This window comes from Streptomyces phaeochromogenes (genome assembly GCF_001418655.1).
Taxonomy (GTDB): domain Bacteria; phylum Actinomycetota; class Actinomycetes; order Streptomycetales; family Streptomycetaceae; genus Streptomyces; species Streptomyces phaeochromogenes.
In genome coordinates, this window is the sequence record NZ_LIQZ01000423.1 from 13,061 (window position 1) to 29,412 (window position 16,352).

Here is a 16,352-nt window from a genome sequence, read left to right on the forward strand (position 1 = left end):
TCTGCTCACAACCCTGGCCGCGCTCACGCCGCCGTCGCGGCTGCAGCCAGCCACACCGGCGGCAAAGCCGCATGATGCAACTGCCCCACCCGGCAGGCGGCCTGGGCCAACACCAGCCCCTAAGACACCTGCCCGGACCCGGCCTGGCAGCAGCCGCGGTCCGTTCCGGCCGTGCAGCAAGCACGGCCGGAACGGACCGCCAACTGGCCAAAGCCGACGCACCCCAGTAATCCGCCTCATGCCAGGACTCTCTGCTGGGTCGAGTCCCTTGCATCGGCGTTCTCTTGACCAGCTCCAACCGGGCCCGGCTGATGAATCCGATACAGCCGACTCCTGCTTACAGAAATGCACGCCTGCTCGGCACAACGGGGCTATTGGCGAGATATCTCTCCGTCTTGCTCCTCGTCAACACCTTGGACCACTGTTGACATCCAAGCCTCCCAAAAGTGACACAAAATTCACAGTTGCAATTTAACAAATCCCCGCGCTCACGGATTCACAGAATTCGAAATATGATCGCATCAGGGGTGACCTGCTGCGCCGGGATGACGCCCGACGCACGCAGACGCCACTGGGCCTTCCCTCCTCTGCGATCACTCGATCTGCCCGGAGAGTTCTCGATCATGGGGATTGGATGGCTCGAAGATGCGCGGTTGGAGCGGGTGAGCCTCTCCGCCGCGGTGTTGTCCAGGCTGTCGGGCACAGGCGAGGCGGGTGCACTCCGCTGAGCGACGTCTTAGCGAACGGCCCGTTGGCGGGCAGCAGTTGGTCATCCGGCTGCGAGTGCGCCAATCTTCTTGGCCAGCGCGAATGCCGCCACCAGCCAGGCAAAGCCAAACGCCCACACCGAGAGGGCTTCGAAGAGATAGAGGGGGGTGAACGCCATGCCGACCCCTATCTTGGCGGCCGACATCAAACCGGCGAGGACGACGAATACCGGAATGAGGGTGCCAGCCGCATGGCAGACGAAGCGCACCGTTTTGTTCCCGTCCCCTGTGAACTCCTGTGCCTGGCCCATGGCCCAGCAGAAGCCGGCCAGCGTGAAGAGCAGGAGACCGGCGAAACCCAGATGAACGGCCCCGACAAGCTGCTGCCCGGCGGTGGCGTTGGCGGACGGGGCGGTCGGGCAGAAGGCCACGCCGAGGGCCAAGAATCCCGCGAGAGTACTCGCGAGGTCCTGCTTCGGGTTGAAGCGGTAGGCGATCAGGAAGACTCCCAGCGCACAGAGGCTGCCGACGAAGATGTCCCGCGTGCTGGTGTAGTACGAGCCACTCATGGAACCGGGCCAGACCTCCACCCCCGTTCGGCTCTTGGTCCAGTCCATAATCCAGTTCCCCAGCGGCAACACGACGGGAAGGAGGATGCCGATCGCCCCGACGCCGAAGCGCAGACGCATGATTGTTCTGCTGTCCTGCCCATCGGGCGACAAGGCCGGCGGCTCCTGGAGAGTTGTTGTGTCACCAGTCCTGTTTCCGCTCATAGTTACCCTGCCGCTCTGCACTAGCCCTGGACACCCGTAGTACCGGTGCTAATGGCACACCGATCTCGCGTCAATCGGACAACTGGCGTGAATGTTGGCGGTGCCGATCGAATTCAGGTCCGGCGAGTCACAGTCGCCGCTGCAGACCCACCCCGATCAGTCAGCCCGGCGCACAGCCGGGCGGTGCCGTTCTGGTCGCGGGTGGCAGCCCCAGGCGGTAAATCCCTGTACACGCCTCAGAGCAGGCGCACTCCCTGTGAGGTGTGTCCCGGCGGGTGGTCCGCCGCCCGTTCATCCCCGGCGGCTGCGCCGGCAGCACTCCGACGAGCTGCACGAAGGCCGCTGCCGGCTCCGGCCTGTTGAACACATACCCCAACGTCCCTGCCAGCGCGGTGGGTTCGGCCTCCCCCGGGCTGCCTGCTCAGCCGTCACTCCCAGCATCATGGCCAGGCCTACGACACCCGGCGAGACCCGCCACGCCGATGCCGCAGGAGGAGCGTGGGCGAACTGATAAGTCGTCAGGAGCACGACATTGCAGTCGACTTCGGCGGCTTCGCATTGCAGGACGCGGACGACCGCCAGGTGCCGGTGCATTTCTCTGCCGGAGCGATTCCACAGTGGCGGACACACGCGCACTGCGGCATTCACCGTCGAGGCGTGAGAGGCAGAGCCCTCCCCCCGCAAGGTCAGGGTGGTGTGCTGGCTTCGGCGGTCGGCACAGAGGCCCGAGGTTTTGCCTACGCAGCTGGCGGAAGGGGCCGGGCAAGACGCCGGGGCGATTCTGGAACCGGGTGGCGGGCCAGCGGCGTGTCAGGCGCTGCGGTTCTTCTCTACCGGGAGAGGGCGGAAGGCATGTGGGGCGGAACGGTGTTGCCTATGACAACAAGATCCTTTCCGATCCCGACGGCGACCATGTCCGGTGCGGCCCAGGCCAGTGCTCCGCCGGGCATCGGGAGGTCCAGGACGGTGAGGGGATGACGGCCAGCCGGGTCCCAGGCTCGCAGTGTCGCATCCGTGCCTAGTGTGTAGACGGCTGGGCGGCCGACGTAGCGGCCCGTTGTAAGGCGACTGACGGCGCCCTCGTGTCCTTCCATCGGTTCCCCGACAGCATTACCGGACGCTGCGTCCCAGGTGCGCAGGGCCCGATCTGCTCCACCGGTCAGCACTACGGGTCCCAAGGGTGAGTCGGTCATGGTGAGGCAGGTAACGCTGGCCGGTGTGGATGCGGTCGTGTGCCTCGTGAGACCGTCCTCGGTGAGTTCCCAGAAGCGGACGGTGGCGTCTTCTCCTGCGGAGACCACGTGCAGTCGCCCGTCGATGTCTGCGGCCGCCAGGGCGGTCACAGGGGCGTCGTGCGCGGTGGGGTGCTCGCCGATCAACGAACACGTCGTAAGGTCCCATACGGCGACGGTGTTGTCGCTGCCGCCGGTGAGCAGTACGGGCCGGCCGTCAAGCCGGGCCACGGCGAGTGCCTCGATGCTTCCTGTGTGTCCGACGAGCGGTGTTCCCATGGGCTGTGCACGCGCCAGGTCCCACAGCCGCACCGTCCAGTCTGCGCCGGCGGTCACTGCCACCGGGCGTCGTGCGAGGCGGGTGACGAGCAGCGCGGTGATGCCCAGTTGGCCGGTGCTGAGGCGGTGCAGGAGTCGGCCGGTGGTTGTTTCTCGCGTCCACACTTCGTCGCCTGTCGCGCTCACCAGCACGCGTCGGCCGCCGATGGCGCCGGTTGCCACGGCTGTCACTGGTCCGGGGTGCCGTTCACGGTCGGTGGCCGGGGTTGGCGCGTCTACGTCCCACACGCGTACGGTGCCGTCGGAGCTGGCGCCGACGAGCATGCGCTGGTTGCCGACGAGGGCGGCCCCCAGTGCGGTGAGGGGGCGCGTGGAGCCGCTGAGGATCCGTTCTGACGGGTCGGTGCCTGCCAGCGCGGTCAGACGTACTTGGCCGCCTTCGGTGACGGCGGCCAAGTGTGCTCTGCCTGGTGCTTGTGGCACCAGGGCTACGACACCGCTGCCGTCGTATCTCTGTGCGTCAGGCCGGCGTAGCGGTAGGGCAGGGATGTCTTGGGGTGTGCCGTCGGTGTCGGTGGGTCGGTCTACCGTCCAGGTGAGGACTCCGGATGCGGTGCGGGCGATGACGTGTATGTGTCTGGGTCCGGCGGGCAGCAGGGCCAGGGCGTGCGCGGCCTGTTCGGCGCCTGTCAGCCGTACCGGTAGCTGCAGGCGAGGTCCGTCGAGGTCCAGTAGGAGCACCGGGCCGGTCTCCGTGGCGACGGCGATCAGGGGGCTGTCGTCCAACGCGCTGGCCACCGATCGCGCTCGGAAGGAGAGGTCTTCCAGGGGCGGGGCGGTTGGTGCCTCAGGGGCGGGGTGCTGGTGCGTGATCTGCAAGGCGCCGGAGCGCTTCCAGTCGATCTGGACCTGCGAGCCGTCGGTTCGGTGGTAGGTCAGAGAGGGGGTTAACAAGCTCAGGATTCCTGGGCCGCGCATGGTGAAGCCCTGCTTCCAGATCTCCGACGTGTCGGGAGCGATCTCGGGGCGGCGTTCCAAGGGTGTATGCCCGATAATCCACGGCTTGGAGATCTCCTGGCTGGTTTCGAGGTCCCATACGTTGGTCCGTGTGCCGGCCGACGCGTAGATGGCGGGTCTACCGTTTCTGTTCCCGATCGTGACGAAGTCGGGTGCCCAGCCGACCGTGCCCAGTACAGCGACAGGTGCTTCTTCGCCCCCCGATCCGGCCGACCACAGCGGAACCATCGTGCTCATGACGGGCGATGGGAGCCAGGCTGGGGTACCGCGTCCCGATCGCATGGCGTCCACAGCGAGAATGGAGCGGCGCGCCGTCGCGTCGGCCCGCTGGTGCCGGTTGCCGGACATCCGGTATACGGCGGCTACCTGGCGTGCCTTGTCCGTCAGCGCGCCGCGCAGGGCGTCGGGCGGGGGCCCGGCGTGGATCAGGTACTCGGCGTCTGCGGCAAGTTCGTCAAGGCGGCCTGCTTCGCGTGCGTGGTCCAGGGCGTGGCGTAGGTGGTAGGGCGTGGCGAGTTGCCAGTTCACTTGGCCGTCCGCGTCGGGGTTCAGCGGTGCGAGCAGGGCTGTGAGGACGGCCTTTGCCTCGGTGCTTCCGTCGGCTGTGGGCTGGGACTTTAGATGGTCGACCAGTTCCTGGTGGAAGAGGCGGTAGAGCGTTGGGCCGTCGGGGTCGGCCGTGCGGCGCAGATAGAAACCCACGCGTTCCAGGGTCTCGTGGAGTTGTTCGGCCTCGGGGGCAGAACGGGTGGTGTCGCCGACCAGGGCGTGGGCCACATGCCGGGCGAGGGAGGCTGGCATGCCTGGGTGTCTGGCGTGTGCGAGTGCTGCCAGCAGGGGGCGCGCCCAGGGGGCGTTCATGCGGGCGAGGTCGAGTTCGAGCATGTCGGCCACGGTCCGTGGCGCCCTGCCCACCGTCTGCGTGATCTCGTTCGGATTAATCGCCTCGCGTTGCAGAAGCTGATGGAGGTAGAGCCGCGCAAGAAGGTAGGGGCCCGGCCCGCTGCGGGCCCCTACAGTGACCAGAGCGGCTGCTAGTTCCTCACTCAGTCGGACGCGCAAGGCCTCTTGCGGCCCGCTGTCATAAAGAGGGGAGAGTTCCAGATGGCGGCGGACGAAGGCCGCCACATCCCTTCTCTGTACGGTGAGGTCGGCTTGGTCCAGGTCGAGGAGTCGTCCTTGTTCGCTCGCGTACTTGAGCAGGTCGGCGGCTTCGTCGACGGCTCGTGTCCCAACGAGGAGTCGGCATGCGGGCCGTTGATCGTCCTTACCTGGCGTGCTGCTGGTGCTGCGCGCCGTGCACAGCGGCAGGAGCAGTAGCTGGACAACTTCAGTGGGGCTGAGTGCCTCGTCCAGGGCGTCGACGACGACGGTGGCCGGGGGAAGTCCTCTGCCGGCGCGGTGGCGCAGTGCCTCAATGAGCCGGGCAGGGGTCCAGCCCGGCGCGGGTTCACGCAGCTGCAGTTGACGTCCGATCGAGGCGACGAGTTGCTGGGTGCCGCGGCCGCGTGCGTGCACAGCGGCGAAGGATTTGGCGCGCCCAGGGAGGCGTAGCGGTGGGAGGCGATTGAGCAGCGCGGAGCGCAGCGTGGGGTGAGCCGCGCACACGAGCAGTCCCAGGAGGGCTGATTTGCCTGTTCCGGGGCTGCCTGTCACCACGATCGTCGCCGTGGCGCCCGTGGTGTCGTTGAGCCAGGGCGTGAGCACGTCCAGTTCGGCGGCTCGTCCGGTGAACACACAGGTGGCAACAGAGTCGTCGGCCGCGCCAAACGCTCGGGTGATGTAGTGCTGCGCGTCGAGTACGGGGTCGAGTTCGATCAGGAAGCTCTGGAGGGACTCCTCGGCGTTCAGGCTCAGCCGGGCCAGTGCGGTCGGCTGGTATCGCGGGTTACGGAAGAGACGGAGAGCCGGTTCTTCTCCTAGGGCCAGCGGCGTGCTCTCGAGGTGCTGCTGCATCCCGTTCTCCGCGCGCCACAGCTCGTCGAGTTGGGTGCGGATCGCCTGTGTGACCAGGGAGATGGGCACGTATTCCAGGGAGGGGTCGGTGTCCAGGCCGTCCTGGTGCAGGCGCTGGAGGACCATGGCCACAGCCCTGCTGAACCTGCCCATGTAGGCCTGCTCGTCCGGGGCGGCTGCAGCCAGGACCCAGACGCGGCGTGCTCCGGCGCGTCTTCTCTCTGCGCGTTGCCGGTTGGCCCAGCTCGACCACTGCCAAAGGACGGCGGCACCGGCGTAGCAGACGTCGAGCATCACGAGGGCTTTGGGGCGGTCTTCGCGCTCCAGGTCACGCAGCCAGGACTCGACGTCGAGTCCTTCGTGTGGGTCGCTGTCCTGCAGAGCGATGCGGAGTGACCCGGACTCGTCAGTGTGGCCGTGGCTGATGATGTGGACGACGAGGGAGCGGTCTTGGGGCAGAGCGTTGGCGGCGTTGGCGAGTGACGTGGTCGCGGCGGTGTGGGTGGGGTCGCGTAGCACTGTGTCGCCGTGCAGCCGGTAACCGAGCGCTGTGAGCGAGGCCGCTACCTCGGTGCCCCGGGTGTGGGCGAACGTGAGGTTTTCGTAGCCGCGGCGGGGCTCGAGGGGGGCTTCCTCGTCCGCGGCTGGGCGCGCGCTGTGCTGGAACGATCCCACCGCGACGATGACCGCGATGTCCTTGTCTGCGGGCTCGTCCCAGTGAGTGGTCACGATCTGCACGGACGGCCTGCTTCAGTGTTCGGGACCGGCGGGGTACCTCTCGGTGCTCTTCCAGGAGGCGCTGATCCTGAAGTGCCCGGTGTCGGAACCCTCTACGATCGTGGCGCCTTCGCGCGGGCTGACCCGCACGCTGAACTCGATCTGCACATCGTCGGGCTGAAGGTTCGAGTGAACCAGGCCGGCGAGCAGCTCGCTGACGGTACTGCCGATGCTCGATGTCGCCTGGCTGAAGGAGAATCTCGGCTCGTAGACCCCGTGGCTGTCGATGAACACTTCGTCGACACGTTCGTCGGAGTCGATCTCTACGCATACGGATGACCCGTCCTGCAGTCGGAACCGGGATACCTCGCGCATTCTTCTCCTTCAAGGCTGTCAGGCGTTCCGGGGACATGACGGACCGGCACCGTTACAGTTCGGCACACAACATAGCGGTGCACTGCGGAGGTTGGGGTCACCGACCCCGGGAGGGGAACTTGGCGTGCGCATCCTCGGGGTTCACGGAGTGGGCAATTTCCGCCCGGACACGACAGTTGGCGACGCCCGGGAGCAGCTGGCCCGGATCTGGGCTAAGAGCCTCGCCCGTGGTCCCTTCTCTGCCTCGGTCGACCAGTGCGACATCGACGTCGCCTACTACGCGGACCTGTTGCGCGAGCCCGGGCAACAGGGGCCCGGCGAGCCGGGCCTGTCCGGGCTGACAGTGGAGGCCGAGGACCTCGTACGGGCATGGCTGGGAGAGGTCGGCCTGCCCGAGGAAGCCCCGCAGGGATTTGTGACCTGGCCGCTGCGGCAGGCTCTGGGCTGGGTCGCCGCACGCGAGCGGCTGGCGCCTGCGCTGGTGGAGGCATTCGTGGCCAAGTTCTTCAGCGAGGTCGCCCGCTACCTGAGCCCGTCGGATGACCAGCCGCGCCGCAAGGTGAAGGCCGTGGTCGCCGACCTGCTGGCACGGCACACCCCCCAGGTGGTGATCGCGCACTCCCTGGGGTCCGTCGTCGCGTACGAGGCGCTGTGGGCGCATGAGGAACAGCCGGTGGACCTCCTCATCACGCTCGGTTCCCCGCTGGCCCTTCCGCACGCGGTCTTCCCGCGGCTGCAGCCGCCTCCCGAGGCAAAGATGGGCAAGCGTCCGCCCGCCGTGCGCCGCTGGGTCAACATCGCGGACGTGGGCGATCTCGTTGCCCTTCCTGTCGGAGGGATCTCCCGCAGCTTCGTAGAACTCGACGGCGACCACCACGGTCACATCCACGCCTTCGACTTCCACCTCGCCGCCAACTACCTCGCATGCACTCCCCTCGCCGATACCCTCGCGCGGGAGCTAGCCCAAAGCGCGGACGGTACGCCAGACACCCGTTCTCATTGAGCAGTTTGCCCGAGCACGGGCGCCGCACGGATGGACACCTTGGGTGTGAGTCCGGGCTGAGTGCTCGCACATGCCGGGAAACGCCACCGCCTGCAGGGGGACGGCCGACACTCCTCAGGGTGCCCTGACCGCCGGTCAGGCCTCTTGTGGTCTTGCAGCGTTGGGGGGCGTGGGCGGGAAGGTCATCACCAGCTTGCCCGCCAACCGCCGCCATCCGGATCGCTTCGCCGCTCGTCTGCGACGAGCGGCCGGCGCCCTAGAGTGAGGACCTACCGGATCCGGCGTCCACCTCGACTCCTTTGAGCTCTGGTCCGACTGGCCTGACTGGACGGCGGCAGGGACGGGTTGCCCGCGCTGGAAGGAGTCGGCGCGCTCCCAGGCCCGCTCCCACATCTGAGCTGTATGGGTGCCAGGCTCGACCTCCCCGCACACCCTGGCGAAGGTGAGCAGAAGGCGCTTGGAGGGCATCCGCTTACCGCTGAGGACTGCGCCCAGCGTGCTGCGCGGCAGATGACTGACGCCCTTCTCGCTGGCGGCAAGCTCGAGCTCGCGCAGGGTTTTGTTGCCGTGGCTGAACCGCAGAGCGCGCATAGCGTCCAGTAGTTCGATTGGCTCGCCGATGTACTGCAGGGGCAGAACGGGACGACGACGCTGCGGCTGGCCGTCAGCCGAGGCCGTGGCGGCCTCAGCTTTCTTCCACAGGCGTTCGGCGTGCCGGACGTCTCCTCCGCAGATCCGTACATAGTCCTGGACTACTCGCCAGGCCGGCAGACCGCTTCCACGGTCGGCTCGGTAGAACCGCAGGTAGGGGACCGTCCGGTGAGTGTTGAGAGTCGACAGTCGCTCCATCTGGCGATAGCTCAACCCTGAGAGGTGGCGCAGTGACCGCAGCCACTGCGCCAGCTCGGTCAGGGGTTTGGGCGTCGCCAGGGCATTGGTGTGGCGCCCCATTGACGCTCCCCTTACACGCGGTGGGCGGAGAAGACGGCGACGGTTCGGCGCACGAGTTCTACTGCCGTAAGGCTGCCAATGGTGACAGTTGCGATGACGGCATCCAGATTTTGCCACCAGACTGCCAGCCCAGCGGTGAAGCCCAGGACCACCACGATGATGATCACAGCCGGGGTCGGCAGCAACAAGCTGCCGCCGATGGCTGGTCCGTGCACGCAGGAGGCGCGCACGGGTACACCTTTGTTCATTTGTTCTCCTCGGTCGTTGCTACTCGACGCGAGGCCCCGTATGCAAAGATCCCCCGACCTTGCAGAGCTGGGGGATACAGAGCCTCACCGAACACCTTCCCGTTCTCGCCACAACGGCGTAAGACCACCCCCATGCCCGTGTTTCATATTGTCCCAAGTTCCACTGACAGGCTGTCAGGGAGATGGTGCAGGTCATACGGGATAGACCCGCAGAGGGTGTTTCACGGCAGACGGCGAAAAACCCGCTTCGGGCCGCAGCAGGGGACTTGTGCGGGAAGGGCGAAGAAGGTTCAGTCGAGGCATATCCATGCACGGCCCATCCGGGCACAGCGGGGGCTATCCGTCTTCGGCCGCGAGCTCGAGCAATGGGTCAGACACAGCCGGCGGTACGGATCTTGTCGTCCCGTTCGGCTCCGGCAGCGAGACACGGAGAGACACGATGACGGCCACTCTTTTCGATGCGCTCCATGGTGTGGGGCCGGTGCTGCGGTCCGCGCCGCACGGGACCGAGCGCACGATGAGGACGGCCGCAAGCGACGCCAACGGATTCACCGGAGTCAGCGTTTTCTCTGCCCTGACCAACGTCGTGAACTGCTGCTCCGCCATGATGATCTTGCAGCAGTTGCAAATGCAGGCCGCCATCGATCACGCGATCGCCGTTTGCGCGATCCAGCGGGCCGCGGGTCAGCATCTCGATATCGCGTACTCGCGTTCAGACCAACTCGCGTATGTCTACTTCACGTCCGGTAGCACCGGTACCCCCAGCTCGGGGGACTTCTCCGCAGGCACCGAGATCGTTGACTATCCCGGGCTGGGAATCGCAGACAACGCCGCTCACGGACGCCTCCCCTCCAGCAAGGTTCTTGAGGGCTCGGTGACCGTGCACAGGGCAATCCCGAGGTGGTCCACCCTTGGTTCCCACGGGACCAGGGACGGAGGCGTACCGCAAAGCACGCTCTTCTTCGACCCCTGCAAAGCGGCATGGCTGCGAACCGCAGCGGCCGCGGATCTTGCTGCGAAGAGTGAGGCAAACACAATGCCGCCTGTAATCGACCCAAGCCTCAACCGCCACAAACTCCGCATCGCATTGCGCCGGGCTCGTGGAGAGGCCGGCATCTCCCAGCAGGAGACAACGCAGCACCTGCAGTGGTCGCTCTCAAAGCTCATCCGGATCGAGAGCGGAGCAGTGAGCGTTTCGGTCACAGATCTACGGGCGCTGATGGACCTGTACGGAATCAGCATGCCCGAGACGATGAGGGACCTCGAAGAAGCGGCCCGCAACTCCCGCGGAACGTCGTGGTGGTCGCACTTCAGTGACGTAACCGGCCCGGCCTTCCACGCCTACCTCGGTTATGAATCGCCGGCGGCGGCTTCTCCCCCTACGGATCACCTGGTGGCCGGCCTCGGCTCCTTCCACACCGCGGCGTGGCGGGCCCTCGATGCACACGAGGTGCCCCGCGGTCTCAGGCACGGGGGCGCCGAGCCCCGAACCGTGTGGCACAAGCGGGATTTCACGCAAGACAACGGCACCATCAGCGCAGATGTGATCCTGAGTGGGACGACGTTGCGGCACACACTCGCAGAATCCGCCATCGTGGGCCCGCAGCCGAAGAAGCTCACGCTCGCCCGTAGGCGCCACGGCGCGGTTCTGACCGCGGACACGGAATGCTCGTCCTTCCTGATCGAGCTCGGCTCGGCCTGCGCCACACCGTGCCAGAGCCCGCGTGTCGCCTCATTCAGGCCTCAGGCACCGGCGGCGCTGTTCCTCCTGTCGAGCAGGCCGTACGTGGGCGGCGTGGCCGGACCCGGCATGCCGTTCGCACGGGCTGTCGGCAGCACCGGCCTGGGTAGGAGGAAAATCGAACTGCCGAAGCGCACGAAGGACGTCGATCAAGCATTCTTCTTCTGCGACCGGACCGCCCGTCCTGGCAGGGGAAGCAACCGGCTGACTGACGCCGGCAGCAAGGGTCACCAATGCATCAGCAGCGTCGGCATGCGGAGGCCCTCGATGGCACGGCGTCAGCGCTTCCTTCACGGCTCGGGACATGAAGTGGACGGCCTGCAGTACCGGTCCGCCCAGCCAGCCGTCAGCGGTGTGCGGGCTCCTGCGGATTGCCGCCTGCAGCTGGTGCTGCGCGACATTGCCAGGACCCGTCCCGTCCTAAATTAATGGCGGAACGATCACGCTGCCGGTAGCCTCACGGCGCATTTTTTTGCGCGTCTTCACCTGCGCTCACGATCGCGGTCTCCCCGGCCGTTGCTACTCGACACAACAGGGGAACGGGCGGCTTTGTTGCAGCGAAGCCCGCCCACCGGCACAGCTGAGGGTTGTGCCTTCGGATCTGGTGGTCGCTCTCCAGGGCGAGCGGCCACCAGAGGAATCCGACGACCGGCTTCTGCCCAAGCCACTGCGGGCAGAAGCCGGTCGCTCTTCTTTTCCGGCACCCGTGGCAGCGTCCTCATCCGGGTCGGCGCGCGGCTCGGGAAATGGTCCGTGATCTCACCCGGTTCCGTGTCCGGCTCCTTCTCGGCCGTCGCCTCGGCGGCCTCTGCCGGGTCGCGGTGGAAGGCCCAGCCCGGCGTCGGCATCAGGCTGGGAGAGGTCTGCCTCGTGAGAAGGTGAGGCATCGGATGCCTCCCGTACGCCGGTATCTGTGTGCGGCAGGCTGTCGCGGCGACAGGGACGACGGAGCGCGGGTGTACGTCACACGGGTCCAGCTCACGGATATCAAAGGCTTCAGCGGGAACCGCGCTGTGGATCTGAAGCTGCCCGGGCACGGCGGCTGGACAGTGCTCGCCGGGCGCAACGGTTCCGGAAAGTCCAGCCTTCTGCAGGTCATCGCTCTGACGCTGGCAGGCCCGGATGCAGCATTGCGTCTGAATGTGGACTTCACGGGCCTCATCACCAGAGGTGCCGAGACAGGGCACGCAGCGGTGGATGTCCTTCCCCACCCTGAAGCCGACCCTGCCGTCGCTACGGACCCACTCGTGACGCTGAGCGAGGAAACCCGGCTGGAATTGGCGTGGAAAGGCGTCCGTCCCCCGGGGCCGGAGGTCAGCTGGCCTCGTCGGCCGACCGTCGTAATGGACCACCGGGGGCTCGATCCGGTCCGCGCTCAGACCGCTCTCAGTGGCCCGTGGCACCCAGGCGTACAGGGCTGGTTCTGTGCCGGTTACGGGCCGTTCCGGCGGCTGACAGGATCCATGCGCCGCGCGTACAACAGCGCTGTTCCCTTGCCCTCGCCTTTGGCCACGCTCTTTCATGAAGACGCCGGCTTGACCGAGAGCGTGTCGTGGATGATCGATCTCCACCACCGCTCGCTCCAAGAATTCGACTACTCTCGGCGCACCGAGACGGTCCCGGACATGCCTGCCACGCTCCTGCTCAAGGATGTGATGGCCGTGCTGGGCGACGGCCTCCTGCCGCATCAGTACCGGCTCAATGGTGTGTCGGCAGACGGACTGATGGTGAGCCTGCGCGAGAGCGAGGAGAGTTTCCCGCTGCGCGAGATGAGTGACGGCTTCCGCACGCTGGCTGCTCTGGTGCTGGACATCATCCGGCAGATCCACGCCGCCTACGGGCGGTTGCAGACCGAACGGACCAGCAGCGGACGTGTCGCTGTTCTGCAGCCCGGTGTCGTTCTGATCGACGAGGTGGACGCGCACCTGCACGTGACGTGGCAGCGTCAGGTCGGGGGCTGGCTTAGTGAGCACTTTCCCAATATCCAGTTCATCGTCACCACCCACAGTCCCTACGTCTGCCAGGCCGCCGACGAGGGTGCTCTGATCCGTCTGCCGGGACCGGACGAGGACGAGCCGCCTGCTGTGGTGGACGAGGACCTCTACCGTCGGGTGGTCTACGGCAGCGCCGACGACGCAGTGCTGTCGGAACTCTTCGGCCTGGACACGCCCTACTCCAGCCGCGCCGAAAAGTACCGCCAGCGGCTGGTCGCGCTGGAGCGCAAGGTGTACGCGGGCACCGCCGATGAGGACGAGGTGAACGAGTACCAGGAGCTGAGCCAGCTGCTGACCAGTTCGTTGCAGAGCCGGGTCGCCGAAGTCGCGGCGCGACTGGAGCAGGAACAGTGATCCCGCTGCAACGTGTGCCTGTTCCCGCGAATACCCAGGGTCTGCTGACGAGTTGGACCGGCAGAGTTCAGGCCGTGGGGGCGACCACCGATGCAGCACGTGCCCAGTGGGCAGCGGCCAGGGCGCCCAAGAGGCACGTGAAGGCGCTGCTGGAGTCGATGGCGCACGGGGCGGGGCGGTGCATGTACTGCGACGACAGCCGCGGCACCGACATCGACCACTTCCAGCCCCTGGCCGTGGCGCCGCTGCGGGCGTTCGTGTGGGACAACCACCTGCTGGCCTGCTCGTTCTGCAACAGCAACGTCAAGCGGGACGCGTACCCGGTGGACACCGACGGCGTCTGTCTCCTGGTCGACCCTACCGTTGAGGACCCCGCCGAGCATCTGTTCCTGATGCTGCACAGCGGTGAGTACGGTCACCGCACTGCCAAGGGCGAACACACCATCCGCGTCTTCGGTCTCAATCGCGCCGACCTCGTCGCGGGCCGCAAGGACGCCTTCTGTCTGGCCTGCTCCAATCTGCGGGACTGGCACGGGCTGCAGCAGGACGACGACCTGGAAGCGGACCGGGTGGCACAGGCTCTGCTCGGCTCCCCCTTCGTCGACGTCATCCACGCCATGGTCCGGCTTGATCCCCGCCTCGCCGCCACCGTGGTCGGTAAGCGGACTGTTGCTGCTCTTGAGCACTGGCGCAGCGTGTACGGGAGTTGAGGACGCCTCTCGTCGGTCAGCAGCGACGAATCCGGGCATGTGCTGGCCGGAGCAGCGACGTTGTTTGCGCAGCCGTGTCCGTTACGGTCACGGCTGGTGCTGTCGCTCCCGTACAGGTGGTCTGTGACGTCCCTTGAGAGGCGTGCCTGCGCTCGGAGCGCAGGCACCGTTTCTGGATGCTCGCTCTAGCCGGTGAGGGTGGCGTCGGGGTGGTCGTGGATCCAGGACAGGCCGCCCAGGTCGAGACGCTGGCGGGTGCGGGTGACGGCTACGTAGGCCAGGCGGGCTTCGGCGTCGTCGACGGGGTCGGGTGATGGCGTGGCGCCTGTTGGGTCGTCAGCGTTGCTGTCCTGAGGGCGGGCGAAGTCGTCTGCGATGAGTACGCGGTGCCATTCACGCCCCTTGGCCTTGTGGGCGGTGGAGACGGTGACCTGGGCGTGCGGCTCGGGAGCCAGGCGGGCGACGGCCGTGAGGATGACATCGGTGCCGTGGGTGTCGACCAGGTTGACCAGGGGCTGCAGATCACGTCCGGCCGGGTCGTGGGCGGCGTAGTCCTGCAGATCGCCCCAGCAGGCGAAGAGGACCAGTTCGGGGTGGTGGGTCTGGCGGCCTTCTTTCAGGTCGCGGGCGGCCAGGGCCAGGGCGCGCAGGCTCTCTCCCCCGCCGGCCAAAGCGACCCGGTATCCGGCGGCCATGAGGGTCATGACCTGGGCCATGGCGCCGACGTTGGTGCGGCACAGCACGGCGTCCGGCTGAGTGACAGGGCCGAGTTCGGTATCCAGGGCCGGGGTGCCGGTGAGGCGGATGGGGGCGTCGGCAAGGCGCAGCCAGCGGTTGGCTTCTACTGCGAGGGCGGGGCCAAAGCGGAAGGACTGGGACAGGGCCAGCTGGATGCCGTCGAAGCCCGTCATAACGTCTTTGGCGCCACGCCAGTGGTAGATGGCCTGGGCGGAGTCCCCGACCATCACCAGCTGGGCATGGCTGCGCTGGCTGAGGAAGATCTGCTCGACGACGGGATTGGTGTCCTGGGCCTCGTCCAGCAGGAGGAAGTCGGCGTCGATCTTCGGCCTCGTGAGGGCCCAGATCTTCAGGTAGTGGTCATGGTCGAAGCGGACAGCTCCCTCATCGGGATGCTGCAAGTCTGCCCAGGCCTTGCGGGCGAACGGCACGATGTGGTCGGCGAGTTGGGCGTGCAGGGCGCGGTCTTCGAGACCGCGCAGGTGCGGGACGTGGTGGCCTGTGATCGCTGGGTCGGCAGTGTGGCAGAAACGGGCCACGGTGCGCAGGGTGGCGTTGGAGAGGGTCTTTTGGGACAGATCGCGCTCGCCGATGCGAATGGCTCTGGTGACGCCAAGGGCCTGTCCGGTCTGCCAGGCCGGGCGGCGGGGGGCGTTCAGGCGGCGGATGTAGCGATGGCCGGTGGCCGCGTAGGCCAGGGAGTGGGCGGTCTTGCAGGTGACGGTGGGCGGGAAGCGGGAGCGGGCGTCCTGGGCGATGGCCCGGTTGTAGGCGAAGTAGCGGCCGCGGCGCTTGGTGGTGCGGGCGAGCAGGTCCAGGGTGGTGGTCTTGCCGGTGCCCGCTCCGGCCTGCAGCGCCAGGTGCTCGCCTGCGTGGAAGGCGTCGGCCGCGGCGGTCTGTTCGTCGGTCGGGTTCACGGCTGCGGCACTCCGGAGGTCTGGGTGAGAGCGTGTCCGACAGCCGACAGGAGGTGCGCGGCGGTGGTATGGGCGAGCAGCCGCCTCACCTCCTGGTCGAGCTGGTCGGCCTCGTCGCTGGCGTGCTGGGCCAGGGCATGGCGCAGGGCCAGCTGTACGAACCGCTCGGGGCTTTGGCCGGCGCGGTCGGCGGCGGCCTTCAGGACGGTGCGAGTAACGGGAGGGAGGGCGACGTTGAGCAGGACCTGCCCGCTCTTGTCCGGGTAGTGGGTGGTGATCACGTCGATGGGCAGCTGTGTGTCGAGGAGCCGGCGCAGGCGGTGCGCGGATCTGCGTGGGGTTTTGGCGGACACGAGGGCCATGAGGCGGGTGGTGTTGTGGTTGGCCGCGAGCGGCATCACGCGGGTGGCGTGGCGGAGTTCGGCGGGTGCGAGGGGTCGGGTCAGGGCGATTTCCAGGGCGTGGTGCGGCATCGTCACGCCTCTCTGCGGCGGCTTGGCAGCGGGTGTGGCAGGCGGGTGTCAAGGTGCGCCGCGTGCAGGAGGAGGTCGAAGACCTGCCATCCGGCCAGGGTGAGGTCGGCGGCTCCGGGGGTGGCGGCGTGGGCGGGGCAGCGCTGGGTGCGCCAGCGCAGTTGCTC

General features: G+C 67.3%; 11 protein-coding genes. 4 read left to right on the top strand and 7 right to left on the bottom strand.

Annotated features, from left to right (window positions below; all coding sequences use genetic code 11):
- Positions 1–769 precede the first annotated feature (769 nt).
- The 3 genes from AOK17_RS41620 to AOK17_RS41630 form a co-directional block, all read right to left on the bottom strand.
- Positions 770–1,396: a hypothetical protein gene (locus AOK17_RS41620; RefSeq protein WP_055617846.1), complete on the bottom strand. Its 627-nt coding sequence runs from the start codon at positions 1,394–1,396 to the stop codon at positions 770–772.
- Between the two features lie 914 nt (positions 1,397–2,310).
- Entirely contained in the window at positions 2,311–6,702 is a 4,392-nt protein-coding gene (locus AOK17_RS41625; RefSeq protein WP_055617847.1) for a WD40 repeat domain-containing protein, read from the bottom strand.
- Positions 6,703–6,714: 12 nt separating this feature from the next.
- Positions 6,715–7,056, bottom strand: a complete 342-nt coding sequence (locus tag AOK17_RS41630; protein ID WP_055617848.1) for a CU044_2847 family protein — start codon at positions 7,054–7,056, stop codon at positions 6,715–6,717.
- A gap of 124 nt (positions 7,057–7,180) precedes the next feature.
- On the opposite strand from AOK17_RS41630, the gene AOK17_RS41635 reads away from it, so the two are divergent.
- The gene (locus AOK17_RS41635; RefSeq protein WP_055617849.1) at positions 7,181–8,059 is read left to right on the top strand and encodes a hypothetical protein; all 879 of its coding nucleotides are present in this window, start codon (positions 7,181–7,183) and stop codon (positions 8,057–8,059) included.
- A gap of 135 nt (positions 8,060–8,194) precedes the next feature.
- Here the strand turns inward: AOK17_RS41635 and AOK17_RS41640 are convergent, their stop codons facing one another.
- Together AOK17_RS41640 and AOK17_RS41645 are read right to left on the bottom strand one after the other, a co-directional pair.
- A complete protein-coding gene (locus tag AOK17_RS41640) occupies positions 8,195–9,010 on the bottom strand; it encodes a helix-turn-helix domain-containing protein (protein WP_055617850.1) in 816 nt (271 codons plus the stop codon).
- Between the two features lie 11 nt (positions 9,011–9,021).
- Positions 9,022–9,258 (bottom strand): hypothetical protein, encoded by a 237-nt coding sequence (locus AOK17_RS41645; protein ID WP_157881506.1) that lies wholly within the window; start codon positions 9,256–9,258, stop codon positions 9,022–9,024.
- Between the two features lie 439 nt (positions 9,259–9,697).
- Here AOK17_RS41645 and AOK17_RS50455 point away from each other — a divergent pair, with 439 nt between their 5' ends.
- From AOK17_RS50455 to AOK17_RS41660, 3 genes are all read left to right on the top strand, one after another.
- Positions 9,698–11,428 carry a helix-turn-helix domain-containing protein gene (locus AOK17_RS50455; protein WP_055617852.1) on the top strand — a complete coding sequence of 577 codons (1,731 nt, stop codon included), beginning with the start codon at positions 9,698–9,700 and terminating at the stop codon, positions 11,426–11,428.
- A gap of 527 nt (positions 11,429–11,955) precedes the next feature.
- Positions 11,956–13,347, top strand: coding sequence for an AAA family ATPase (locus tag AOK17_RS41655; protein ID WP_063997362.1), 1,392 nt, complete (start codon positions 11,956–11,958; stop codon positions 13,345–13,347).
- Between the two features lie 74 nt (positions 13,348–13,421).
- Complete coding sequence (locus tag AOK17_RS41660) at positions 13,422–14,057, top strand: HNH endonuclease family protein (protein WP_157881507.1); 636 nt, start codon at positions 13,422–13,424, stop codon at positions 14,055–14,057.
- 185 nt (positions 14,058–14,242) lie between these two features.
- Here the strand turns inward: AOK17_RS41660 and AOK17_RS41665 are convergent, their stop codons facing one another.
- Positions 14,243–15,712: a UvrD-helicase domain-containing protein gene (locus AOK17_RS41665; RefSeq protein ID WP_055617854.1), complete on the bottom strand. Its 1,470-nt coding sequence runs from the start codon at positions 15,710–15,712 to the stop codon at positions 14,243–14,245.
- A complete protein-coding gene (locus AOK17_RS41670; protein ID WP_055617855.1) occupies positions 15,709–16,191 on the bottom strand; it encodes a hypothetical protein in 483 nt (160 codons plus the stop codon). Before AOK17_RS41670 ends, AOK17_RS41665 begins: the two co-directional genes overlap by 4 nt.
- Positions 16,192–16,352 lie beyond the last annotated feature (161 nt).